Origin of the sequence: Maricaulis sp. (assembly GCF_015665295.1) — a bacterium.
Taxonomy (GTDB): Bacteria; Pseudomonadota; Alphaproteobacteria; order Caulobacterales; family Maricaulaceae; genus Maricaulis.
Map to the genome: position 1 here is coordinate 125,035 of NZ_JADFAJ010000007.1, position 24,821 is coordinate 149,855.

Below are 24,821 nucleotides of genomic sequence, written 5' to 3' on the forward strand. Positions count from 1 at the left end.
TAACACGGTTCCTCTTTCTCGCAGTGCAGCATGAATTCGCAATTGCAAAACAACGATAAGATGATCCGAACGCGCTTCGCTCCCTCTCCAACAGGCTTCCTCCATATCGGCGGGGCGCGCACCGCGCTGTTCAACTGGCTGTTCGCCCGCCACCATGGCGGCCAATTCCTGCTGCGCATCGAGGATACCGATCGCGCGCGTTCGACCCAAGCCGCCATCGACGCCATTCTTGACGGCCTCGGCTGGCTCGGTCTCGACTGGGATGGCGACGCCATCTCTCAGTTCGAACGCGCCGACCGCCATGCCGAGATCGCCTATGACCTGCTCGGCAAGGGTCATGCCTTCAAATGCTGGTGCACGCCCGACGAGGTCCAGGCCCTGCGCGACGAAGCCTTCGCCGCCGGCCGCGCCCTGCGTTCGCCCTGGCGTGATCGCGATGCGGCTGACGGTCCGGTCGACCAGCCCTTCACGGTGCGTTTCAGGGCGCCGGACAGTGATGTCGTGCTCGAGGACGCTGTCCAGGGCACGGTGCGCTGGGCGGCCAAGGAGTTTGACGATCTCATCCTGCTGCGCTCGGACGGTTCGCCAACCTATAATCTTGCCGTGGTGGTCGATGATCACGACATGGAAATCACCCATATCGTGCGCGGTGATGATCACCTGGTGAATGGCGGCCGCCAGAGCCAGATCTATGATGCGATGGGCTGGGAGCGCCCGGTCTTCGCGCATGTGCCGCTGATCCATGGCCAGGACGGCAAAAAGCTTTCCAAACGCCATGGCGCGCTCGGCGCCGAAGCTTATCGCGACATGGGCTATCTGCCCGAAGGCCTGCGCAATTATCTCTTGCGGCTGGGCTGGTCGCATGGCGACCAGGAACTTTTCTCTGACGCCGAGGCGGTCGCCGCCTTCAATCTGGGCGGCCTCAACAAGGCACCGGCCCGAATGGACCTGGACAAGCTTAACCACATCAATGCCTACCATATCAGCCAGGCCGAAAATGCCCGGCTGGTCGAGCTGGTGACGCCTTTCCTCGATACCCTTGAAGCGCGCATCGCGGATGCCGATATCACGCGTGAACGCCTGACCGCGGCGATGCCGGTGCTCAAGACCCGCGCCTCGACACTGGAAGAGCTGGCTACACAGAGCTATTTCCTGCTGCGGCCGCGGCCGTTCCGGCTCGAAGGCAAGGCGGCCAAACCGCTCAAGGATGACGACGCCCGCGACCGGCTTTACCGCCTGTTCACGCATCTCGGCGATTTGGATGCCTGGACAGAGGCGGCTTTGTCCGATGCGCTCAAGGAATTCGCCGAAGCCGAGAATGTCGGTTTCGGCAAAATCGGTCAGCCGCTGCGAGCAGCCCTGACCGGCGGAGCACCCGCTCCCGATCTGGCCCTGGTCATGACCTTCATCGGTCGTGACGAGACGCTGGACCGTATCAAGGATCAGATGACGCCGGTTGCGCCCGCGTAACCTGCGAACCATGGGGATGACGTGATGGAAAACAAAGCCAAGCCGAACGGATCGGCCACGCTCAACTACAATGGCAAATCGCTGGAACTGCCGGTGTACAGCGGCGAGATCGGCCCGGATGTGATCGACATCCGCAAGCTGTACGCCGAGACCGGCATGTTCACCTATGATCCCGGCTTCACCTCGACCGCGAGTTGCGAGAGCCAGATCACCTATATCGACGGCGATGACGGCACCCTGCTCTATCGCGGTTATCCGATTGACCAGTTGGCAGACAATTCGAATTTCATCGAAGTCTGCTATCTGTTGATGAATGGCAATCTGCCGTCCAAGGACGAGCTGGAGACCTTTGACTGGACCATCCGCCGTCACTCCATGCTGCACGACCAGTTCGACCAGTTCTTCCGCGGCTTCCGTCGCGACGCCCACCCGATGGCAATCATGGTCGGCACGGTCGGCGCGCTGTCGGCCTTCTATCACGACTCGACCGACATCAATGATCCGGCGGCCCGCACCATTGCCAGCCACCGCATGATTGCGAAAATGCCGACGATTGCGGCCCGTGCGTTCAAATACGCGATCGGCCAGCCTTTCATCAGCCCGCGCAACGAACTCGACTACGCTGCCAATTTCCTGCGCATGTGTTTCGCCGTTCCGGCCGAAGACTATGAAAGCAATGCTGTGCTCGCCAAGGCGATGGACAAGATCTTCATCTTGCACGCCGATCACGAGCAGAACGCCTCGACCTCGACCGTCCGCCTGGCCGGTTCGTCGGGTGCCAATCCGTTCGCCTGCATCGCAGCCGGCATCGCTTCGCTGTGGGGTCCGGCTCATGGCGGCGCCAATGAAGCCGCGCTGAACATGCTCAACGAGATCGGTTCCGTCGACAAGATTCCGGAATATGTCCGTCGCGCCAAGGACAAGTCGGACCCGTTCCGCCTGATGGGCTTCGGTCACCGCGTCTACAAGAATTACGATCCGCGCGCCAAGGTCATGCGCGACACCTGCCACGAAGTTCTCGACGTGCTGGGCGTGCGCAACGACCCGACCCTGCAGGTCGCCATGGAACTCGAGCGCATTGCGCTGGAAGACCCGTATTTCGTCGAAAAGAAGCTCTATCCGAATATCGACTTCTATTCGGGCATCACGCTGAAGGCGATGGGCTTTCCGACCGAGATGTTCACGGTGCTGTTCGCCCTGGCGCGCACGGTCGGCTGGATCGCGCAATGGTCGGAAATGATCGAGGATCCGTCCCAGAAGATCGGCCGTCCGCGCCAGCTCTTCACCGGTGCAACGCCGCGCGATTACATCGACCTGTCCAAGCGCTAGATTCGCCACCGACCAAACGGAAAAGGCCGCCCGGTGGGGCGGCCTTTTTTCATGGGGCGGGATTGAACCCGATACCGGCGAGAACCGCTTCAGCCGCACGGCGACTCGCCTGCCCCGTACCGCGGAGCTCAGCCGTCACGGCCTTCAGCCGGGTCGACATCTCGGCCCGCCTTTCTCCACTGTCCAGCAAGGGCTCGACGGCGGCGGCGAGATTGTCGCCGGTACAGGCCAGCTGGATGACTTCCGGGATGATGCGGGCATTGGCGGCGATGTTGACCAGCGAGATATGCGGCGTCTTCAACAGGTTGAACGCGCGCACCAGCCCCCAGGTGATCCAGCCGAGCTTGTAGCTCGCCACCGTCGGCACACCCGCTGTCGCCAATTCGGTCACCACCGTGCCGGAGCAGGCCAGCGCGACATCCGCTGCCGCAAACGCATCGGCCTTTTCATCCTCGCCAACCCGGATGGCGGTCTTCAGCACCGGATTCGCGGCAATCACCGCGTCGACCTGACCGGCAACCGGATCAGCCACCGGCAAAACCAGACGGAGGTCGGGATAGCGCTCTGTCAGGCGCTGCAGCGCCTTTACAAAAGGGCCCGCCATGCGGCGAATCTCGGACGGCCGGCTGCCGGGAAGCACGACCAGCACCTGTTTCTCCGCCTCGATGCCGTGGCGTGCACGAAAGGCTGCACCATCTCCGGTCGGCAGGCGCTCCAGCGTCGGATTGCCGACAAAGGTAACGGGCAAGCCATGCGGTTGATAATAAGGACCGTCGAAATTGAGTATGGTCAGCAATTCATCGACGGACGCCGCCAGCACCTCGGCCCGGCCAGGCCGGGTCGCGAAGACTTGCGGGCCGACATATTTCACGAGGCGAATGCCCGGATCAATCGCCCGAACACCGCGCGCCACGCGCAGGGTGAAGCCCCAGGAATCGATCAGGACAACCGTGTCCGGCCGCGCCGCAATGATCGCCTCGACTGCCGTCGCCACAGCGGCCTTGACGCGCTTGTAGGCGCGCAGCCCGTCAATCCAGCCGAGAATATTGAGTCCGTCGATCGGCATGGCCGAGACAATGCCCTGTTCCGCCATGGCGCTGCCCCCGATACCGGACAGCAGGACCGCGCCATCGGTCAGCGTGCGCAGTTCGCGGGCCAGTCCGGCGCCAAGCAGATCACCGGAGCGCTCAGCGGCAACGAGGAAGACGTGCGGCGAGGTCATGCCCGCACCTCGATCAGGACGAAGAGACCATGGCTGTCCAATGCGGCTTCAACGCCATCGCGATCCACGATCAAGGCGCCATCAGCCTCGAGCACGATACCGGCCAGCCCCGCCCGGGCGCAGCGTTCGACGGTGTCGATGCCGATGGTCGGCAGGTCGACCCGGCGTTCCTGAATCGGTTTGGGGCGTTTGGCGAGCACGCCCTTGCGATTGCTCGGTGAACCGCGCAGCACCTCGGAGAGACCCGCAACACGCTCGAGCATGGCATTGGTCCCTTCCTGCGCTTCCACGGCCAGCACAATCCCGCCGGCGACAACGGCCCCCTGTCCGATATCGAGCCGACCGATCTCCGCAGCAATGAGCATGGCCTTGTCAGCATCCTCGCGATGCGTCTCGACGAGCCCGGGGTCTCCAATGACGCCGGCCGGCAGTCCGCCCTGCCCGATCAGGCTGTCGGCACCGACAACGGCAAAGCCGGCCCGCTCGAACTCTTCAACCACGACACGGATCACCGCGTCATCGCCCTTGCGTCCGGCAGCCAGCGCCCGCGGCACCATGATGAGGCCACGCGCGTCCATCTTGAGGGCGGAAACATCGGGACGGGAGACATAGCCGGCAAAGCAGACCGCATCACAGCCCGCGGCGCGGAGATCCTTGATTATCCCGCCAATCTCGCCGACCGAGCGGCTGGTTTGCTCGTGGCCGGCATAGTCCCGATCCGCAAAGCCGCGCAGGACAACGACGAAAACGTCCCGGTCGGTCTGGGCCCTGAGGATTTCCAGCGGCAGATCCCCGCCACCAGCCAGAAGGCCCAGCTTTCTCCAGCCCGGCTCAGTCATCCGGCATGCAGATGGAACGCTTGGCATCGGCGCGGATGAAATCGATGATTTCCGCGATCGGGGCGTTCCCGGAATAGAGCTGGGCAACATCATCGACGCGCTCGTCGAACGTGCCTTCCTGGGCGAACAGCAAACGGTAGGCCGCGCGCAGCTCGCGCAGCGTTTCGCGCGGCATGCCGCGCCGCTTCAGGCCAACCACATTGAGCCCGGCGAGATGGGCGTGATTGCCGATGACCGAGCCATAGGGGATGACATCCGCTGTCACCATGGCCATCGCGCCGACAAAAGCATGCCGTCCGATCCGGCTTTTCTGGTGAATGCCGGCATAGCCGCCAAGGATGACGTGGTCGGCGATCTCGGTTTCACCGCCGATCGCCGCACAATTGGCGAACACGACCCGGTCGCCTACGATGCAGTCATGCGCCACATGTGCGCCGACCATGAAGTAGCCATCATTGCCCACCACCGTCCGGCCGCGCGCGAACGTCGTGCCAGGATGCATGGTGACATTCTCGCGCAGGATATTGCGCTGGCCGATGATGAGTTCCGTATCCTCACCCTGGTATTTGAAGTCCTGCGGCGGGTGGCCGATCTGGGCACCGGGATAGAGCACGCAATCCTCGCCGAGCGTCGTATTGCCGGCAATTGTGACGTGCGAGATAACCCGCACCCGATCCTTCAGCACGACTTTGGGGCCGACAATGCAGAACGGGCCGATCTCGACCCCCTCACCGATCCGCGCAGCCGGATCAACGATGGCGGTCGGGTGGACTTGAACAGGCTGGGTCATGGAGTCTCGATAGCCTTGGCAGAGAATTCAGCCTGGACGGCACGTTTGCCATCGGCCCAGACCTCGCCCTTGAATTTGAACACGCCGTGACGCGCGGCGGTCACCGTGACCGGCATTCGCAGCAGCATTCCGGGACGAACCGGCGCCCGGAAACGAACCTTGTCCGCACCCATGAAGAACACGGTCGCGCTGTCCGGGGAGGCGCCGAGTGTCTTGTACATGAGCACGGCACCGGCCTGGGCCATGGCCTCGATCATCAGGACGCCGGGCATCACCGGATTTCCGGGGAAATGGCCCGGGAAGAACGGCTCGTTGAAGGTCACGCCCTTGATGCCCACAATCGATTGGCCGGCGACGTAATCTTCCGCAGCATCAATCAGCAAGAAGGGGTAGCGATGCGGAAGCAGGGTCTGGATTTCCGCGTTTTCGATGCGTTCTGACACGCTTTTCAGCCTTTCTTCGAGGGCTTTTTGCCGGACTTCACCAGCCGGCGGAGCTCTGCCAGCTCTCGCATGTGCTGGCGCAGGGGCTGGGCCGGATTGCCAACCCAGAACTCTCCGGCAGGTACGTTGCGTGACGCTGCCGAATTGGCGCCCACAGTCGCTCCCTCACCGATCCGGACATGATCATAAACCCCCACGCGGCCCGCGAGAACCGCGCGGTCACCGATCACGGCGCTGCCAGCCAGCCCGGTATAGCCCGCCATCACCACCTGGGCACCGATGCGGGAGTTATGGGCGACATGACAGAGATTATCGAGCTTGCTGCCATCGCCGATCAGGGTCGCGCCAAACAGGCCGCGATCAATCGCCGTATTGGCACCAATGGTGACGTCCCGACCGATCACTACGCTCCCCAAGTGCAGGATATCAGTGTTAATTCCATCAGATATTGCAACGCCAAAGCCATCCTCGCCAATCACGGCTCCCGCAAGAATGTTGCAGCCTTCGCCAAGATCTGTGCACAGAAGGCTGACCCGTGCGGCCAGGCGGGTGCCGGCGCCAAGCCGGCAGCCCGGTCCGATGACGCTGTGCGGCCCGATCACACATTCCGCGCCGATAACAGCCCCCTCACCGATCACGACCCCCGCGGCGAGCCGCGCGCTGGCGTCAATCCGGGCATTCGGATGGATGAAAGTGTCCGGCTCGAAGCCGCGCAAGGCGAACAGGTGCGGCAGCACCCGTGCGAAGCCTGTGCGGGGCGCCGTGTGGACAAGCACCCGGGCGCCCAGTCCCGCCGCCGCCTCGGCGGCGTCTGCGGCACAGAGAATGGCTACACCGTTGAGCGCACCCGACGGCGCGCCGGCGAAATGCTTGCCTGTTTCAGCATAGCACAGTGTACCAGCCCCACCCTCGCCGAGCGGGGCAACATGCGTGACCTGCGCGCCGGCGTCCGCAGAATCAGAAATCGCCGCACCCGAAAGCGCGGCGATCTCTTGCAGGGTCAGCGGGCCAAGCCGATCGTAGAAACGCGGATCCGCCACACTCTCCCCCCTGATAGTCTCTTTATTGCTGGCGCTGTTGGCCGGCGCCTTCCTGCGGCAGCCGCACGCGCGTCACCGGAACGGTGGGCAGGCGCTGGTCGAGCAGGGCAATCACCGAATCGGAAATGTCCGTGTCCGGAGCCGCGAAGACGAGGTTCGACCGATCAACCAGGATGTCGATGCCCTGAGCAGCGACAACTTCCTCGAGGATCGGACCAAGGGCCTCATAGACCGGACGCATCGCCTGACGCTCTGTCTGGACGATTTCCTGCTGTCGGGCGCGGCGCGTGACTTCGAACTGCTGGGCCTGCTGGTTCAGCGTCTGGATACGGCTCATCAGGTCCGGGCGTTCCTGGATCGCCTGCTGCGTCATCGACGCGGTCTCGGCGTTCAGGCGCTCGGTTTCCTGCTGGATCGGCTGGCTCATGGCCTGGAGTTCGGAGTCAATTTCCTGTGCGATTTCCTGCATGCGGGCTGCGATGTGCAAACCGGCAGCGCTTTCACGCAGGACGCGCTCCTCATTGAGCACAGCAATATTCGTCTGTGCCATCGCGGGTGCCGCGATACCGATCACAAGGACCGGAAGGAGCAGAAGAGTTTTAAGCAGTTTCATAGTTTTAGAACCCTGTTCGCGTGCTGAACCGGAAGAATTCGGCCCTGTCATAGTCTTCACGGATGAAGGCCTGTGCAAAGTCGAACCTCACTGGTCCGAATGGTGAATCCCAGAAGATGCTCAGGCCTGCCGACGCGCGAAGCGCCAAATCATCAACCGTGAACACCGCGTTTGTTCCCTCGTCTACCTGGTCAGCAGAATCCAGCATGCCAAGCGTGCCGAACTCCGTGAACAGGCTGCCTCTCACCCCGTATTGCTCGGGCAAACCGAGCGGGAATGAGACTTCCAGTGCACCCACTGCATAAAGCCTGCCACCCAGGGCATCACCCCGGATCAGCTCACCGGTATTGGTGTCGCGCGACACAGCGCGCGGACCGATACCGGCGACTTCAAAGCCGCGGAAGGAGTTGCCGCCCTTGAAGAAGCGATCATTGATCCGGACCGAGTCGCCACCCCAGGGCAGGACAAACCCGCCATTCATCGTGAAGCTGGCCACCACGTCATTGCCCAGAATGCCCGGGAAGAATGGCCGATAGATGGCGCCGTTGAACTCGGAGCGGACATAACGCACATCGCCGCCAATGCCGGCAAAACCCTGCGTGAACTGCAGGCGATAGCCGCGGCTGGGCTCGATGGGATCATTCAGTCGCGAGAAGTTGAGCGTATAGGTCATCACCGACGTCGCACGGCTGCCCGCCTGGTTGAGCAGGGCCGACGAGGCCGAAGAGAACACCAGGACGTTATCGGTCCGATAGGTGTAGCCAAGTTGCAGATTGGTCGATGCGGTGACCGGGAAACCCAGACGCAGGCTGGCGCCGGTGGATTCCGTCTGGAACGACGCCTCGGAAAGGAAGTCGGAATTGACCCGGAACAGGTCGAAGCCGGCAGCGAGGTTTCGATCCAGGAAGCGCGGCTCGGTGAAGCGGATATCCAGCGATTCCCGGTTTGACGACGCGGAAATTCGGAAACGCAGGAACTGGCCGCGGCCCCGCAGGTTGCGCTCGGAAATCGAAAGGTCGATCAGGAAGGCATCGGTCGACGAGAAACCGGCGCCGAAGGCAAGCTCGCCGGTTGGCTGTTCCGTCACCGCGACGTTGACGCGGGCCCTGTCCGGAGCAGACCCGGGCGTTTCCTCGACTTCGACTTCCTCGAAGAAGCCCAGACGCCGGATATTGTTGCGCGACCGGTCGATCAGGACCTGGTTGAAGGCGTCGCCCTCGACGATGTCGAGTTCGCGACGGATAACCTGGTCGAGCGTGCGCGTATTGCCGGCAATGTCGATGCGTTCGATGTAAACGCGCGGCCCCTCGTCGATGACGAATTCCACGTCAACGGTCCGGTCCTCACGATTGCGCTGCGACAGAGGGCGGATATTGACGAAGGCGTAGCCCGAGGCGCCGGCCGAGAAAGTGAGCGCATCGATACTGTCCTCGATGAGCTGGCCCTGGAAGAGATCACCTTGCTGAACCGGCAGGATTGCCTGGAGAAACTCCGGGTTGAGATCCGGAATTTCCGTCCGCACGGTCACTTCACCGAAATTATAGACCTCACCCTCATCAAGCGTGATGGTGATGTAGAAGTCGCGCTGATCCGGTGTCAGCTCGGCCACAGCCGACAGGACGCGGAAGTTGGCATAGCCCTGGTTGGAATAGAACTGCCGCAGAAGCTCGCGATCATATTCCAGGCGGTCGGGATCATAATTGTCGTTCGACGAGAAGAAGCGCCACCAACGCGATTCGCGCGTCACCAGCTCGCGACGCAAACGGCGGTCGGAGAAGCTCTCATTGCCGATGAAATTGATGCGGCGGACGCCGGTAACCGGCCCTTCGGAAATCTCGAAAATGAGGTCGACGCGATTCTGAGGCTGTTCGACGATTTTCGGCGTCACCGTGGCCGCGAAGCGACCCGAACGGCGATAGACCTCGATAATGCGTTGCACATCCGACTGCACCCGCGAGCGCGTGAAGATGGCGCGCGGCTGGGCCTGGATCTCGTCGGTGATCTTCTCGTCATCGATCGCGCCGTTTCCCTCGAGGATGACGCGGTTGATGATCGGGTTTTCCTGGACCCGGACGATCACGACCTCGCCGCGATCCTCCATCTGCACGTCCGAGAACAGGCCGGTTGCCATCAGGGTCTGGATGGACAGGTTGACCAGGCGGGAATCGAAAGGCTGTCCCGGCTGCAGGAGAAGGTAGGACAGCACCGTGTCGACTTCGACGCGCTGATTACCCTCAACGAGGATTTGCCGGATGGTCGGAGCCGCCGCGGGCGCCTGCACCGCTGGCTGGGTCGTCGCGGGAACTTCCGCACCCGATTGTTGTGCCGAGGCTATAGCCGACACAGTCACAGTCATCAGGGCTGCGAACAGCACACGCAGAACACTCGCCATGGAAGATCGCCGCTTGCTGGGCCCGGTCAGAAGGTTCGTCAGAACATCTGGCCGAGCAAATAATTCAGGTCATTCCAGGTCGCTACAAGCATCAAACCGAGCACGAAAACAAGCCCCACCCGGAAACCGAGTGCCTGTGCCTTCATGCTCAGTGGACGCCGCGCCACCGCTTCATAGGCGTAATACACCAAATGCCCGCCGTCGAGGATGGGTATCGGTAGAAGATTGACCAATCCCAGTCCGACCGAAAGAAAACCGGCCAGATTGATCAGATTGACCAGCAGCAAGAACGCGCTCTCGGCCGCCGTTCCACCTGCCTCCACACTCGCGCTCGCGGTCTGGCCGGCGGCGGTGGCGATCCCGACGGGACCGTTGAGCAGTTCTGCAGAAACCCGCCCCGTCACCACGCGTGAGACATAGCGTGCGGTCATGGAAACGGCCGCCCAGGTCCGGTCCACACCCTGTCCGAGCGCTTCGACGGGGTTATACTGGTCGCGCAGCGCCGGGCCGGCCTGCGACCCCAGACCGATACGCCCCAGTGTCCGGGTGCCGCCAAACTGGTCTTCGATCCGTTCGCCGCGCGGAGCCGCCAGGATCACGAGGGTGGCGCCATCGCGCTCGACTTCAAAGCGCAGCGCCTCGCCCGGACGCCATACGACTTCAGTGATGATGTCCTGGAAGGTGTCGATCCGGTTGTCATTGATCGCCAGGATCCGGTCGCCGACCTCGAAACCAGCCGCCTCACCGACACCGCCCTCAACCACGCTGCCGACGATGGGGAGCTGGTAGGGCTGGCTGCCAAAGGTCAGCGCGATCGAGGCAAAAATGAAAATCGCCAGGATGAAGTTCGCGATCGGGCCGGCAGCCGTGATGAAGGCGCGCTGCCAGATCGGCTTGAAATGATAACAGCGGTCAGCCGCCTCCCCCATGTCGCGACGAAGCTGCTCCAGCTTGTCGGCATCCGGTTCGCTGGCCGCCCCGGCATCGCCGAGAAACTTCACATAACCGCCCAGCGGCAGGGCCGCGACGCGCCACACCGTGCCGCGCTTGTCCCGCCACGAGAACAGGGTCGGTCCAAAGCCCATCGAGAAGGCTTCCGCATGCACGCCGCAGAAACGCCCCGCCCAATAGTGCCCAAGCTCATGAATCACGACGACAATCGAGATCAGGAAGACAAAGGAGAATATGGTCAGGAAGCCGCTGCCGATCAGGTCCATGGAGGATTTGTCCGTTTTATGGGTTCGCGTCGCGCTCAGCCATCAAGTCCCGTGCCATCCGGCGCGCGCGACCATCAATGGCGAACACATCTTCAAAAGCGGTTAGCGCGTGTGGCATGTCATCATCGGACAGGCTGCGCTCGAGAACCTCTTCAACGCTTGCGGCAATGTCAAGGAAGCCTATGCGATCCGCCAGGAAGGCCTCGACCGCAATCTCGTTGGCCGCATTGAGCACAGCCGGAGCGATCCCGCCCGCCTCGATCGCCTCACGCGCCAGCCGGATGGCGGGAAACCGGGTCAGGTCCGGCGGCTGGAAGTCGAGACGGCCGATATCGGTCAGACGCAGGCGCTCGACCGGTGCGGCCATGCGTTGCGGCCAGGCCAGCGCGCTGGCGATGGGCGTGCGCATGTCGGGTGAGCCGAGCTGGGCCAGCAGCGAACCGTCGGCGTATTCAACGAGGCCATGAATGATGGACTGCGGGTGGACGACCACCTCGACCTGGCTGGATGGCAGGTCGAACAGCCAGCAAGCCTCGATAATTTCCAGCCCCTTGTTCATCATTGTGGCGCTGTCGATGCTGATTTTCGCACCCATCTCCCAGGTCGGGTGGGCCAGCGCGTCGGCGCGGCTGGCGGCCGCCATGCGCGCCCGCGTCGCCTGCCGGAACGGCCCGCCGGACGCGGTCAGCGTAATCGACCGGATCGCTGCGCGCTGGGCCGGATCGAAGACCTGGAACACGGCATTGTGTTCACTGTCGACCGGCAACAGGGTCGTCCCGCAGCGCGCCGCCTCGTCCATGAAGAGCGCACCGGCACAGACCAGGCATTCCTTGTTGGCGAAGGCCAGCGCCCGGCCCTGCCGCAAGGCGGCCAGCGTCGGCTTGAGCCCGGCTGCCCCGACAATGGCTGCCATGGTCCAGTCCGCGTCACGGCCTGCGGCCTCGCACACGGCGTCCTCGCCGACCCCGATTTCGATATGCGGGTGATCCTTCAGCGCGGCCTGCAAGGCCGGCGCGGCCGCCGGATCGGCGATGGCTACGCACTCGGCGTCAAAACGGATCGCCTGCCGGGCCAGCTCGGCGGCGTTGGTCTTGGCCGTCAGCGCCACAACCCGATAGACCCCCGGCTCTGCCCGTCCGATCAGATCGAGCGTCGCCAGGCCGACCGACCCTGTCGCACCGAGAATTGAAATCCGGCGCGGGCTCATGCGCCGTCCCAACCCAATGGCCAGACCCGGATCATGAGCACGGCAAAGATCACCGCCAGCATCAGTGCATCGACCCGGTCCAGCACCCCGCCATGTCCCGGAATCAGCGTACCGGAATCCTTGACCCCGAAGCTGCGCTTGAAGACCGACATGGCAAGATCACCGCCAACGGAGGCCAGGGCCACAACGATCGCGAAGGGAATGACACGAACCGCTTCAAGTCCGAACAGCCCCCCCGCAGCCCAGCCGGCCGCCGCACCGGCCAGGATGCCAGCGAGAAACCCTGACCAGGTCTTCTTCGGACTGGCTTGCGGCAGGAGTTTGGGGCCACCGATCCAGGTCCCGACCAGATAGGCGACACTGTCGGCGGCCCAGACGATGGCGAAGAGCAGCACAACGGCCTTGAGGCCATGGTCCGGCTCGGCCCGCATCGAGGCCAGCAAGGCAGCTGAAAGAGCCACATACAGAACGCCCAGCACTTCACTCGACCAGCCCCGGCGCCAGCGCTCGACGCCGCTGGCCAGCGTTCCTGCGGCCCCCCATGCCAGGGCATCGAGCACACTGGTCTGACCGGCCAGGAGCACTGTGCCTGACGCGGTCGCACAGGCGATGGCATAGGCCACCGGCGGCGCTTCGCGATCGGACATGTGTATCCATTCCCACGCCATCGCGGCCGCAAAGGCGGCAACCCAGGCGGTGAAGGCCAGATCGCCGACATAGAGCAGCACGACCGCAAGCGGGCCGAGGATCAGGGCTGAGACGAGACGACGCCGGAAAACCGGATCACGCGGCGCCGGCATCCACGCCTCCATAACGGCGGCTTCTCTGCCGGTAGACATCGATTGCCCGGGCGAGGTCCTGACGCGAAAAATCCGGCCACAACACGTCCAGGAAGACGAGTTCGGCATAGGCGGCCTGCCAGAGCAGGAAATTGGAAATGCGCTGTTCGCCGCTGGTGCGGATCAGCAGGTCAACATCCGGCAGACCGACCGTGTCGAGATGTGCGCCCAAAACCGTCTCGTCGAGCGTTTCCGGATCGAGGCGCCCGGCCGCAGCCTCACGGGCAATGGCCTGGCACATGCGCAGGATCTCGTCGCGCCCGCCATAATTGAAGGCGATGGTGAGGTGAAACTCGGTATTGTCACGGGTGCGCCGTTCGGCCCGGTCGATGATCGCAACCAGGTCAGGGCCCAGATTGTCACGACGACCGACAATGCGGATTCGTACCCCGCGCTTCGCGAGCCCCTCAAGGTCGGCCTCGACATAGTGCCTGAGCAGTTCGAACAGGGCCCCGACTTCGTCAGCCGGACGGCTCCAGTTCTCGGTCGAGAAGGAGAAAAGTGTCAGATAGCGGACACCGAGTGCCCCGGCATCCTCGACAATGCGGCGGACCGTCTCGACGCCACGCTTGTGCCCGAAGGAGCGCGGGCGGCCGCGGGCTTTCGCCCAGCGGCCATTGCCGTCCATGATGATGGCCGCATGACACGGCCCCGTCTGGTCTGCGGAAGCGTCGTCAGTCATTCTTTCGCTCCGCCAAACGGCATGGTTAGACCTGCATGATCTCGTCTTGCTTGGCCTTCAGGCTCTCATCAACGCGCTTGATCGCCTCGTTGGTGAGTTTTTGCACATCTTCGGAAAAGGCCTTCTGCTCGTCCTCGGACAGGATGCCATCCTTCTCCATCTTTTTCAGCGCGTCCATGCCGTCACGCCGCACATTGCGAACGGCAATGCGGGCATTCTCGGCATAGCTGCCGGCAAGCTTGGCGATTTCGGCGCGGCGCTCCTCGTTGAGCGGCGGGATCGGAATGCGCAGGAGCTGCCCTTCCATGACGGGATTGAGGCCGATGCCGGAATTGCGGATCGCCTTGTCGACAGCGCCGACCATGCTCTTGTCCCAGACCTGCAGGGTAATCATGCGCGGCTCGGGCACAGAGACATTGCCCAGCTGGTTGATCGGCGTCAGGGCGCCATAAGCCTCGACCTTGATCGGGTCGAGCAGGCCGGCACTGGCACGACCGGTCCGCAGGCCGGCAAACTCCTTGCGAAGGGACTCGATCGCGCCGTCCATGCGCCGTTTCAGATCGTCTTCGTCATACTCGTCGCTCATGGTGTTCTTGCTCTTTCCTGGTTCAGTCGGCTGACGCGTCGGTTTTCATCTTGCCGATCATCGTGCACAGGCCCTCCCCGGCCAGCACACGAGCAAGACCATTGGTCTTGTGAATATCGAACACGACAATCGGTATCGCATTTTCACGCATCAGCGTCACCGCCGAGGCGTCCATGACTTTCAGGTCACGGGTCAGCACGTCGAGATAATCTAGCTGGTCGTAGCGCTCGGCATCCGGGTTGGTACGCGGATCAGCGGAATACACGCCGTCGACCTGTGTGCCCTTCAACAGCGCATCGCAGCCCATCTCGGCGGCGCGCAGGGCGGCCGCCGTATCGGTGGTGAAGAAGGGATTGCCCGTGCCGGCCGCAAAGATCACGACGCGACCCTTTTCCATGTGTCGCGTGGCGCGGCGGCGGATATAGGGTTCGCACACCGTGGTCATGGGAATGGCCGACTGGACGCGGGTCTGGACGCCGATGCGCTCCAGCGCGGTCTGCATCGCCAGCGCGTTCATGACGGTGGCCAGCATGCCCATATAGTCGGCCGCGGCACGGTCCATGCCCTTGGCGGCGCCGGACAGGCCGCGGAAGATGTTGCCACCGCCGATGACGAGGCACATCTCGGTACCGCCTGAGACCGCGGCTGCGACTTCGCGCGCAATCCGGTCAGCCGTATCGATATCGATACCGTAATTCTGGTTGCCCATGAGGGCTTCACCAGAAACTTTCAGCAGTACGCGCCGGAATTTCGGCGCGCCCGCCTGGCCATCAGCCGGCCCGGATACAGAGGAATCAGTCACGGCGTGCAGCATATAGAAAGCGGCGGCGCTGGAAAGCGCCGCCGCTTGTTGTTGATGAGGATCAGGACTGGCCGGAAGCAGCGGCGACTTCGGCCGCAAAATCCTCTTCCGGACCCTTCTCGACGCCTTCACCCAGAGCCATGCGGACAAAGCCCGTAATGGTCACCGGTGCGCCGACATCCTTGGCCGCGGCTTCGAGGACCTGTTCGATCGTCGAATCCGGATCCATCACGAAAGCCTGCTTCAGCAGCACGACTTCCTCATAGAATTTGCGCATGCGCCCCTCGACCATCTTCTCGACGATCGCTTCCGGCTTGCCGGACTGACGGGCCTGGTCGGCGAAGACTTCGCGTTCCTTGTCTGCAATCGCACTGTCGACACCGTCGACATCGACAGAGACGGCCACGGCCGGCGAGCCGGCAGCCACATGCATGGCAATCTTGCGGCCCAGCTCGGCAAGCTTGGCCGTGTCACCGTCCGACTTGAGACCGACGAGCACGCCGATGGCGCCCATGTCGGCGGCCGCCGGATTATGGACATAGGACGCAACCACACCCGGCTCGGCGACGACGACGGCAGCACGGCGCAGGGCCATGTTCTCACCGATCGTCGCGATCAGATTGGTCATGTGATCTTCAACCGTGGAACCGGACGCCAGCGTCGCAGCCTTGATCTCGGCAACATCGCCGGAACCGCCAATGGCGAGAGCGGCGATTTCCTTGACGGCGGCCTGGAACTTTTCGTTCCGGGCCACGAAGTCGGTTTCCGAGTTCACTTCAACCACAGCACCCTTGCCACCATCGGTGGCAACGGCGACCAGGCCTTCAGCGGCGACGCGATCAGCCTTCTTGGCAGCCTTGGACAGGCCTTTCTTGCGCAGCCAGTCAACAGCGGCTTCAAAGTCGCCGTCGTTTTCACTCAGCGCCTTTTTGCAGTCCATCATGCCTACGCCGGTTTTTTCGCGCAGTTCCTTCACGAGAGCAGCGGTAATGGCAGCCATCGGTTTCTCCTGAATTTCGCTTTGGATCGAAACGTTACGCTTCGGTCTTGTCAGATTCGGATGACGTGTCCGTGGCAGCAGCTTCGGCTTCCGGAGCGGCGTCAGCGGCTGCGGCTTCCGGAACGGCAGCTTCTTCCACCGGAGCGGCTTCAACCAGCGTCTCGACCGGTGCTTCGGCTTCGCCCAGATCCATGCCCATGGCCAGCTGGCTGTCGCCCATGCCGTCGAGGACGGCGTCGGCGATCAGGTCGCAGTAGAGCGAGATGGCGCGGGACGCGTCGTCATTGCCCGGGATCGGGAAATCGATGAGGTCCGGATCGCAATTGGTGTCGACCACGGCGATAACCGGAATGCCGAGCTTCTTGGCTTCCTGGATGGCAATGCCTTCCTTGTTCGTGTCGATCACGAACATCAGGTCCGGCGTGCCGCCCATGTCCTTGATACCGCCGAGCGAGCGATCAAGCTTCTCGCGCTCACGGGTCAACATCAGCTGTTCTTTCTTGGTGAGGCCGGCCATGCCGCCCTCGCTCTCGAACATGCTTTCCAGCTCGCGCAGGCGGGCAATCGAGTTCGAGATGGTGCGCCAATTGGTCAGCGTACCGCCGAGCCAGCGCTGGTTCATGTAGTACTGGGCGCAACGACCGGCAGCCAGGGCCAGCGGCTCCTGGGCCTGACGCTTGGTGCCGACGAAGAGCACGCGACCGCCCTTGGCCGCCGTCTCGCGCACTTTCACCAGGGCCTGGTGCAGCAGCGGAACGGTTTGCGAGAGGTCGATGATGTGAATGTTGGACCGCTCACCAAAGATGAAATCCTTCATCTTCGGGTTCCAGCGGTGGGTCTGGTGTCCAAAGTGACAACCAGCTTCAAGCAGCTGACGCATGCTGAAATCAGGGAGAGCCATCGATTTTCCTTTTCCGGTTGGCCTCCACGGGGCGGAGCCGCCTGCACCTGCAAGCGACACCGGAGCGTTCGGTCAAAGACCGGACGTAGCCCCGTGTGCGTGATGGCGCGGCTTATAGGCGCGTGACGACCGCTTGGCAAGCGCGCGACCCCGCCGGAAATGCAGTGTGGGCATGCCTCCACGGGCAGGCGTCAGACACTGTCGACAGACGCCACACCCTTCACCCCTTTCAGGGCGGCCTGCAGCGCGGCATCAGCCGAGTGCCGACCCGGCAATCGCATCTCGATCTCGCCGCCATCGCGCAGCGGCAACAGGAGGTCGATCACCGCATCATGACTGGCGTCATTGCGCTTGTTGGCCCGTTCAAGCCGGGCATGAACACCGGCCAGTGCGTCAGCCAGATCGAGCCGGATACGCAGGCGCTCCGCCGAGACCCTGGTATCAAGCGGTTCGATCCGGTCGGCGAAAAAGGAAATCTGCTCGTCGCGCTCATCGACCCGGCAATTGACCAGCACGGCCTGGCCGCTGTCGAGGACCTCGCGCGAGGTACGCAAGAGGTCGGAATTGACGAAGACCTCGAACTCACCGGTCGGATCGGACAGCGTGGTCCAGGCGAAACGCTCGCCATTCTTGTTGGAGACCCGTTCCTGGCGCCGCCGGACCATGCCGGCGAGCCGCAATGCGGTGGCGCCGTCAGCCACCCGTCCCGGCGCTTCGGCGAAGAAGACCACGCCGCGCCCGGCAAGGTGCTCGCGCAAATCATCGAGCGGATGACCGGACAGGTAGAAGCCGATCGCAGACAGCTCGGCATCGAGCCGTTCGGTTGCAGTCCACGGGTCGGGCTCCGGCAGGCGCGGCCGCTCGAGCAGGGCCTCATCCCCGCCGCCGCCAAACAGGCTGGCCTGGGCGCTTTCGCGCTGCTCGGCGGCATGCTGGGCCATCGAGATCAGCGTCTCCGCCGAGGCCATCACCCGTGCCCGGTCCGGATCGAGACTGTCAAAGGCGCCCGCCTTGGCCAGGTTTTCAAACGTGCGCTTGTTGACCTGGCGCGGATCAATCCGTTCGGCGAAATCATAGAGGTCGCGGAAAGGCCCGTTGGCCTGGCGTTCGGCAACAATGTGCTCCATCGCGACGAAACCGACATTGCGGATGGCGCCAAGGGCAAAGCGGATCGTGCCCGCCTCGACCGAGAAATCCGCCTGCGAGGCATTCACGTCCGGCGGACGGACCTCGATCTTCATGCGCCGGATCTCCTGGAAGAAGGCGGCCAGCTTGTCGGTATTGGCGGCGTCCAGCGACATCAGCGCGGCCATGAACTCGACCGGGTAATTGGCTTTCAGATAGCCGGTCCGGTAGGCGATCGCGGCATAGGCGGCGGCGTGGGACTTGTTGAATCCATAGCCGGCGAACTCGGCCACCAGTTCAAAAATATAAGAGGCCTTCTCGCGGCTCACGCCCTTCGCTTCGGCGCCTTCGAGGAAACGGGCCTTCTGCTTGTCCATCTCCTCCTTCTTCTTCTTGCCCATGGCGCGGCGCAGGAGGTCGGCCTCGCCGAGCGAATAGCCGGACAGGATCTGGGCGATCTGCATCACCTGTTCCTGGTAGATGATGACGCCATAGGTTTCCGACAGCACGCCCTCGAGATCCGGGTGCAGATTGTCGACCTCGGCGCGGCCGAATTTCCGGTCGACATAGACGTCGATATTCTTCATCGGGCCGGGTCGATACAGCGAAATCAGGGCGATCAGATCCTCGATCGCATCCGGCTTCATCTTTTTCAGCGTGTCGCGCATGCCGGAGGATTCCAGCTGGAACACGCCGATTGCATGACCCGACTGCAGGAGGTCGAAAGTTGCCTGGTCGTCGAAATCAATGCCTTCGACATCCGGCACTTCCTTGCCGGCCGAGGCGATATAACCAAGCGCGCGGGCGATCACGGTCAGCGTCTTGAGGCCGAGGAAGTCGAACTTCACCAGGCCGGCCGGCTCGACCCATTTCATGTTGAACTGGGTGGCAGGAATGTCAGACCGCGGATCGCGGTAGAGCGGCACGAGTTCGGACAGCTTGCGGTCACCGATCACGACGCCGGCAGCGTGGGTCGAGGCGTTGCGATACAGCCCTTCCAGCTTGAGCGCGACGGTCAGCAGCGTATCGACGCTGTCATCATCGCGGCGCATCTCGCGCAGCCGCGGCTCGATATCAAGCGCCTGGGCCAGGGTGACCGGATTGGCCGGATTGGCCGGCACCATCTTGGCGAGCCGGTCCACGAGGCCGAGCGGAAGCTGCAGCACACGCCCGGTATCGCGTACCACGGCGCGCGCCTGCAGGGTGCCGAAGGTGATGATCTGGGCGACCCGGTCATGCCCGTATTGTTCCTGGACATAACGGATCACCTCGCCGCGTCGCTCCTGGCAGAAGTCGACGTCGAAGTCAGGCATGGAGACACGTTCGGGATTCAAGAAGCGCTCGAACAGCAGGCCGAAGCGCAGGGGGTCGAGATCGGTGATGGTCAGTGCATAGGCAACCAGAGACCCCGCACCGGAACCCCGGCCCGGCCCGACCGGTATGTCATGGTTCTTGGCCCACCGGATGAAGTCCGAAACGATCAGGAAATAACCCGGAAATCCCATCTGCTTGATAATGCCGAGCTCGAAATCGAGACGGTCCCGGTATTCCGCCTCGGTCGCCGCCGGATTGATGCTGGCCAGCCGGTCCGTCAGGCCTTCATGCGCGCGCGCAACCAGCTCCTCGGCCTCGTCACGACCGCCAACCGTCGGAAAGCTGGGCAGGATGGGGGCATGTGTGCGCACCCGGAAGGCGCATCGCCGGGCGATCTCGATCGTATTGTTCAGCGCCTCCGGCAGATCGGCAAAGCGCTGATTCATTTCCTCCGGCGTCGTGAGATAGTGATCCGCCGTGACCCGGCGGCGATCAGCGACCGAGACGAAGGAGCTTTCCGAAATGCACAGCAGCGCGTCATGCGCCTTGTGCATGGACGCGTCGGGGAAATAGGCCTCATTGGTGGCGACCAGCGGCAGGTCGCGGGCATAGGCCTCGCGAACGAGCCAGTCTTCAGCCTCCAGTTCCGGCGCCAGGCCATGACGCTGCAGCTCGACGTAAAGCCGGTCACCATAGGCGGCTTCCAGCTCGCCGAGAAAACTGGCGGCTTCGGGCAGGCGTCCGCCGGTGACGAGCCGGTTGAGAATGCCGTCCGGCCCGCCAGTCAGGCAGATCAGGCCGGTCGCATGTTCCAGCACCAGGGCGAGCGGTACGTGCGGCTCTTCCGACCCGTCAACATCGAGAAAGGCGGCGCTCGACAGCGCCATGAGATTGCCGTAGCCGGTCTCGTCCTGAGCCAGGAGGACCAGCGTGCCGTCGGATTCAGCCCTCTCACCGGGGTGCGGGTCTGACAGCCGAACCTTGAGCGTACAGCCGACAATGGGCTGCACACCGGCCCCCGACAGGACCTCGGAAAACTCCAGCGCTCCAAACAGATTATTGGTGTCGGTCAGCGCGATCGCCGGCATGCCATGGGCCTGGCAAGCCTCGACCATTTTCGGCATGCGGATCGCGCCTTCGAGGACCGAATAAGGTGAGCGAACCCGCAGATGCACGAATGGATATTGCGCGCCCATGGGTCTCTCCTGACGTCCGGCCTGAAAACTGATCCCACCCTGCCCGTGCGCGGCGCGATGGGCGCCGCCGAGTCAGACGGGACAGTCTAGCCGGTTCAGGCGGCGCCGAGAACCGATCCCCACATGGCAATCATCCAGGCAAAGCCGAGAACGGCAGTGGCAGCGGAAACATCGTGAACAAGACGGCGCATGACTCTCTCCCCAAACGCAAGTTCTGCATTTGTTCTATTGACTGACGCAAACGCCGTCAAGCGGAATGTTCCGATTATGTTCCAATCCGATTCGCAGGCGCGACGAACCCGCCCGGAGCTAGTCCGGCCTGTAGGGAGTGAGGTGGCCGTCCGCGAAGGTCAGGATGCGGTCCATCCGTCCGGCAAGCTCGTGATTGTGCGTGGCGACCAGGGCGGCCGCCCCTTCTGCCCTCACCGTATCGCGCAAAGCGTCGAACACAGTCTCCGACGTCGCCGGATCGAGATTGCCGGTCGGTTCGTCCGCGAGCAGCACATGTGGCCGGTTGGCCAAGGCACGCGCGATGGCAACACGTTGCTGCTCGCCGCCGGACAATTGCGACGGCTGGTGCAAGAGGCGAGCCGCCAGGCCGAGCTGGGAGAGCAACATCTCGGCCCGCGCGCGCGCCTGGCGGGACGGGACGCCCCCGATCAGTTGCGGCAGGACGATATTCTCCAGGGCGTCGAATTCCGGCAGGAGGTGGTGGAACTGGTAGACGAAACCGATTTCGCGGCGCCGGATCGATGTCCGATCACGGTCGGAGAGATCGCGTGTCGCCCGTCCCAGCACCCGCACTTCACCGGCATTCGGCCGTTCCAGCAGACCGGCGGCATGGAGCAGGGACGACTTGCCGGAACCGGACGGACCGACCAGGCCGACAATCTCGCCCGGCGACAAAGCCAGGCTGGCACCGCGCAATACCGGCAATTCGCCGGCCTCGGTCACATAGGTGCGGTCAATCGCGTCGAGTTCGAGAACGAAGTCACTCATAACGGAGCGCCTCCACCGGATCGAGCCGCGCTGCCCGCCAGGCCGGTGGCAGGGTGACAAGCAGGGAGATCGCGAGGCCGAAGACGGAGATGAAGGCGACCTCGCCCCAGTCCATCTTGGCCGGGATGCGATAGAGGTAATAGACATTGGGGTCCCAGACCTGGGCACCGGTGGTCCAGGTAATGAAATCCTGGATCGGACCGATGAAGGTCACAAACAGGATGCCCAGCAACAGGCCGGCCAGCGTCCCTGCCATGCCGATGCTGGCACCAACAATCAGGAAAACCCGCATCACCGAGGCCTGCGTCGCGCCCATGGTTCGCAGGATGGCGATATCGCGCGACTTGTTCTTCACCAGCATCACCAGGCCGGAAATGATGTTCATCGCGGCGATCGCCACGACAATCGACAGGATAAGCCGCATCGCGGTGCGCTCGAATTGCAGCGCGTTGAAGAAGGCCGGGTCAAGCCGGGTGTAGTCGTAGACCAGCGCGTTGGGCCCCGCGAGCGCGCGGATCGGCGCAACGAATTGCGGCGCCATTTCCGGCACATCGAGCCGGATCTGGATCGTGTCCACGACGCCGGAACGGTTGAAATAGAGCTGCCCCTGGTCGAGCGGCATATAGGCGAGATTATTGTCGATGGTGGAGACACCGGCGGCGACGATCGCCTCGACATAATAGGCTTTTTGCTGCGGCCGGATGCCGAACACGGTCGGCGCGGCGCGGGCGGCGGTGAAGGTGACGCGATCGCCGATCGTCACGCCAAGCCGCTGTGCGACCCCGGTGCCGATAACAATCCCGTCGCCGCCATTATGGCCCTCGCCGAAAGTCTCCAGATTGCCGTACTGGATACCGGTCAGGCTGCGTGGATCATCGCCCGAGCGGATCACGTCCATGCGGGCGAGATCGGCTGGACGGACAGCCAGGACCTGGAGCACGGATTCATAGCGTTCCGAAGAGGCCAGAACCTGCCCGGTCACCACCGGATCGGCGCTCTTCACGCCGGTTATCGCTTCGATCTCAACGAGTAGGCGCTCAATCTCGCCAGACGGAATTTCACGCGTATCAACATATACATGCGGCTGAAAACCGAGAAGCTGGTTGAACAACTCGGCGCGGAAACCGTTCATAATCGACATCACGGCGATCAGACCGGTCACGGCGAGCGCGATTCCGCCAAAGGAAATCCAGGCAATCAGCGCAACGCCGCCATGCTTGCGGCGGGCACGCAGATAGCGAAAGGCGAGCAGGAATTCATACGGGCTGAAGGGGGGCGCCCCGCCAGACGATAGTGCTCCTGCCTCGCGCGTCGCCTCAGTCATCGCTGAACGCCCGCTCGGCAAGCCGGGCCACCGCGTCCTCCGGCGACAGCTCATGGGTCTCGCCGGTGCGCCGCACCTTGAGCTCGACCTTGCCCTCTTTCAGGCCCCGCGGCCCGATGACAAGCTGGTAGGGCAGACCAATCAGGTCGGCGGTGGCGAATTTGGCGCCGGCGCGGTTGTCGGTATCGTCATAGAGCGGATCAAGCCCGGCCCTGGCGAGCGCCGCATAGGCGGTCTCGCAGGCCGCATCGCAATCGCTATCGCCAACGCGCATATTGATGATGCCGACGCCGAAGGGCGCGACGCTCTCCGGCCAGATACAGCCCTTCTCATCGTGATGGGCTTCAATGATGGCGCCGAGCAGGCGCGACACGCCGACTCCGTAGGAGCCCATGTGGACCGGGCGCGGCTGGCCATCCTGGTGCTGGACCAGCGCCTTCATCGGCTCGGAGTATTTGGTACCGAAATAGAAGATATGCCCCACTTCGATGCCGCGGGCCGAAAGCTGGCGATCCTTGGGGACGGCCGCGAACTGGTCAGGCTCATGCATCTCGTCGGTCGCCGCATAGAGCGCCGTGCGCTGGTCGACATGGGGCTGCAGGTCACCGTCGAAATCAACATCCGGTCCCGGTGCGCCCATCTCGACGAGATCGGCATGGCAGAAGACCTCGCTCTCGCCGGTCTCGGCAAGGACGATGAATTCATGGCTCAGATCACCGCCGATCGGACCGGTATCGGCCTTCATCGGCACGGCCTTGAGGCCGAGGCGCGAGAAAGTGTTGAGATAGGCCACGAACATGCGGTTGTAGGAATGCCGGGCCGCTGCCTCATCGACATCGAAGGAATAGGTGTCCTTCATCAGGAATTCGCGGCCGCGCATGACCCCGAAACGGGGCCGGCGCTCGTCACGGAACTTCCACTGAATATGGTAGAGCATTTTCGGCAAGTCCTTGTAGGACTTGCAATATGAGCGAAAGATCTCGGTGATCATCTCCTCGTTTGTGGGTCCGAAAAGAAGCTCGCGATCATGGCGGTCCGTGATGCGCAGCATCTCGTCGCCATAATCGTCATAGCGGCCGCTTTCGCGCCACAGGTCGGCCGACTGGATGGTGGGCATGAGCAATTCCACGGCGCCGGCCCGGTCCTGCTCCTCGCGCACGATCTGCTCGACCTTCTTGAGGACGCGATGACCCAGCGGCAGCCAGGAATAAATCCCCGCCGCCTGCTGCTTGATCATGCCGGCGCGCAGCATCAGCTGGTGCGAGACGATCTCGGCGTCGGAGGGCGTTTCCTTGAGGACGGGCAGGAAGTAGCGGGACAGGCGCATGGGGCGATTCCGGTAGATTGAGGTTTGGCGCCCATTAGACCGGGTGAGCGCCGTAATACAAGGATGGATGGACGCCGGGATGCAGAGACAAAACGGTGACAGGTACGATTGACGCGGCGCGGTACCGGCCGGCGTCCCCCGACCCGTGCATCGCGCGTCCCTGT

Annotated in this window: 21 protein-coding genes; 2 read left to right on the plus strand and 19 right to left on the minus strand. The window is 63.2% G+C overall.

Annotated elements, in window-relative coordinates; all coding sequences use genetic code 11:
- The first annotated feature begins 30 nt into the window (after positions 1–30).
- Positions 31–1,470, plus strand: a complete 1,440-nt coding sequence (gene gltX / locus QZZ02_RS03880; protein WP_366511490.1) for a glutamate--tRNA ligase — start codon at positions 31–33, stop codon at positions 1,468–1,470.
- A 24-nt stretch (positions 1,471–1,494) separates the two neighbouring features.
- A complete protein-coding gene (gene gltA, locus QZZ02_RS03885) occupies positions 1,495–2,799 on the plus strand; it encodes a citrate synthase (protein ID WP_291842527.1) in 1,305 nt (434 codons plus the stop codon).
- A gap of 49 nt (positions 2,800–2,848) precedes the next feature.
- Here the strand turns inward: gltA and lpxB are convergent, their stop codons facing one another.
- The 19 genes from lpxB to proS form a co-directional block, all read right to left on the minus strand.
- On the minus strand, positions 2,849–4,021 hold the full coding sequence (lpxB, locus tag QZZ02_RS03890) for a lipid-A-disaccharide synthase (RefSeq protein ID WP_291842528.1): 1,173 nt from the start codon (positions 4,019–4,021) through the stop codon (positions 2,849–2,851).
- Positions 4,018–4,860: a UDP-2,3-diacylglucosamine diphosphatase LpxI gene (gene lpxI, locus QZZ02_RS03895; protein WP_291842529.1), complete on the minus strand. Its 843-nt coding sequence runs from the start codon at positions 4,858–4,860 to the stop codon at positions 4,018–4,020. Before lpxI ends, lpxB begins: the two co-directional genes overlap by 4 nt.
- Positions 4,853–5,650: an acyl-ACP--UDP-N-acetylglucosamine O-acyltransferase gene (gene lpxA, locus QZZ02_RS03900; protein WP_291842530.1), complete on the minus strand. Its 798-nt coding sequence runs from the start codon at positions 5,648–5,650 to the stop codon at positions 4,853–4,855. Before lpxA ends, lpxI begins: the two co-directional genes overlap by 8 nt.
- Positions 5,647–6,102: a 3-hydroxyacyl-ACP dehydratase FabZ gene (gene fabZ / locus QZZ02_RS03905; protein ID WP_366511495.1), complete on the minus strand. Its 456-nt coding sequence runs from the start codon at positions 6,100–6,102 to the stop codon at positions 5,647–5,649. The genes lpxA and fabZ overlap by 4 nt, the downstream gene beginning before the upstream one ends.
- Positions 6,099–7,133, minus strand: coding sequence for a UDP-3-O-(3-hydroxymyristoyl)glucosamine N-acyltransferase (gene lpxD, locus QZZ02_RS03910; RefSeq protein ID WP_291842532.1), 1,035 nt, complete (start codon positions 7,131–7,133; stop codon positions 6,099–6,101). Before lpxD ends, fabZ begins: the two co-directional genes overlap by 4 nt.
- Positions 7,134–7,155: 22 nt before the next feature.
- Positions 7,156–7,746, minus strand: a complete 591-nt coding sequence (locus tag QZZ02_RS03915) for an OmpH family outer membrane protein (protein ID WP_291842533.1) — start codon at positions 7,744–7,746, stop codon at positions 7,156–7,158.
- A 4-nt stretch (positions 7,747–7,750) separates the two neighbouring features.
- Entirely contained in the window at positions 7,751–10,138 is a 2,388-nt protein-coding gene (gene bamA, locus QZZ02_RS03920) for an outer membrane protein assembly factor BamA (RefSeq protein ID WP_291842535.1), read from the minus strand.
- Positions 10,139–10,176: 38 nt separating this feature from the next.
- Entirely contained in the window at positions 10,177–11,355 is a 1,179-nt protein-coding gene (locus tag QZZ02_RS03925) for an RIP metalloprotease (protein WP_291842536.1), read from the minus strand.
- 16 nt (positions 11,356–11,371) lie between these two features.
- The gene (dxr, locus tag QZZ02_RS03930; RefSeq protein ID WP_291842537.1) at positions 11,372–12,562 is read right to left on the minus strand and encodes a 1-deoxy-D-xylulose-5-phosphate reductoisomerase; all 1,191 of its coding nucleotides are present in this window, start codon (positions 12,560–12,562) and stop codon (positions 11,372–11,374) included.
- Complete coding sequence (locus QZZ02_RS03935) at positions 12,559–13,362, minus strand: phosphatidate cytidylyltransferase (protein WP_291842538.1); 804 nt, start codon at positions 13,360–13,362, stop codon at positions 12,559–12,561. Before QZZ02_RS03935 ends, dxr begins: the two co-directional genes overlap by 4 nt.
- A complete protein-coding gene (locus tag QZZ02_RS03940; RefSeq protein WP_291842539.1) occupies positions 13,346–14,083 on the minus strand; it encodes an isoprenyl transferase in 738 nt (245 codons plus the stop codon). Before QZZ02_RS03940 ends, QZZ02_RS03935 begins: the two co-directional genes overlap by 17 nt.
- A 25-nt stretch (positions 14,084–14,108) precedes the next feature.
- Positions 14,109–14,669: a ribosome recycling factor gene (frr, locus tag QZZ02_RS03945; protein ID WP_291842540.1), complete on the minus strand. Its 561-nt coding sequence runs from the start codon at positions 14,667–14,669 to the stop codon at positions 14,109–14,111.
- 22 nt (positions 14,670–14,691) lie between these two features.
- Positions 14,692–15,483, minus strand: coding sequence for a UMP kinase (pyrH, locus tag QZZ02_RS03950; RefSeq protein ID WP_366511491.1), 792 nt, complete (start codon positions 15,481–15,483; stop codon positions 14,692–14,694).
- Between the two features lie 49 nt (positions 15,484–15,532).
- Positions 15,533–16,471 (minus strand): translation elongation factor Ts, encoded by a 939-nt coding sequence (gene tsf / locus QZZ02_RS03955; protein ID WP_291842543.1) that lies wholly within the window; start codon positions 16,469–16,471, stop codon positions 15,533–15,535.
- A 34-nt stretch (positions 16,472–16,505) separates the two neighbouring features.
- The gene (gene rpsB / locus QZZ02_RS03960) at positions 16,506–17,372 is read right to left on the minus strand and encodes a 30S ribosomal protein S2 (RefSeq protein WP_291842544.1); all 867 of its coding nucleotides are present in this window, start codon (positions 17,370–17,372) and stop codon (positions 16,506–16,508) included.
- 191 nt (positions 17,373–17,563) lie between these two features.
- A complete protein-coding gene (gene dnaE, locus QZZ02_RS03965) occupies positions 17,564–21,007 on the minus strand; it encodes a DNA polymerase III subunit alpha (protein WP_291842545.1) in 3,444 nt (1,147 codons plus the stop codon).
- A gap of 309 nt (positions 21,008–21,316) precedes the next feature.
- Complete coding sequence (locus QZZ02_RS03970; RefSeq protein WP_291842546.1) at positions 21,317–22,006, minus strand: ABC transporter ATP-binding protein; 690 nt, start codon at positions 22,004–22,006, stop codon at positions 21,317–21,319.
- Positions 21,999–23,330 carry a lipoprotein-releasing ABC transporter permease subunit gene (locus QZZ02_RS03975; RefSeq protein ID WP_291842547.1) on the minus strand — a complete coding sequence of 444 codons (1,332 nt, stop codon included), beginning with the start codon at positions 23,328–23,330 and terminating at the stop codon, positions 21,999–22,001. The genes QZZ02_RS03970 and QZZ02_RS03975 overlap by 8 nt, the downstream gene beginning before the upstream one ends.
- Complete coding sequence (gene proS, locus QZZ02_RS03980) at positions 23,323–24,657, minus strand: proline--tRNA ligase (protein WP_291842548.1); 1,335 nt, start codon at positions 24,655–24,657, stop codon at positions 23,323–23,325. Before proS ends, QZZ02_RS03975 begins: the two co-directional genes overlap by 8 nt.
- Positions 24,658–24,821 lie beyond the last annotated feature (164 nt).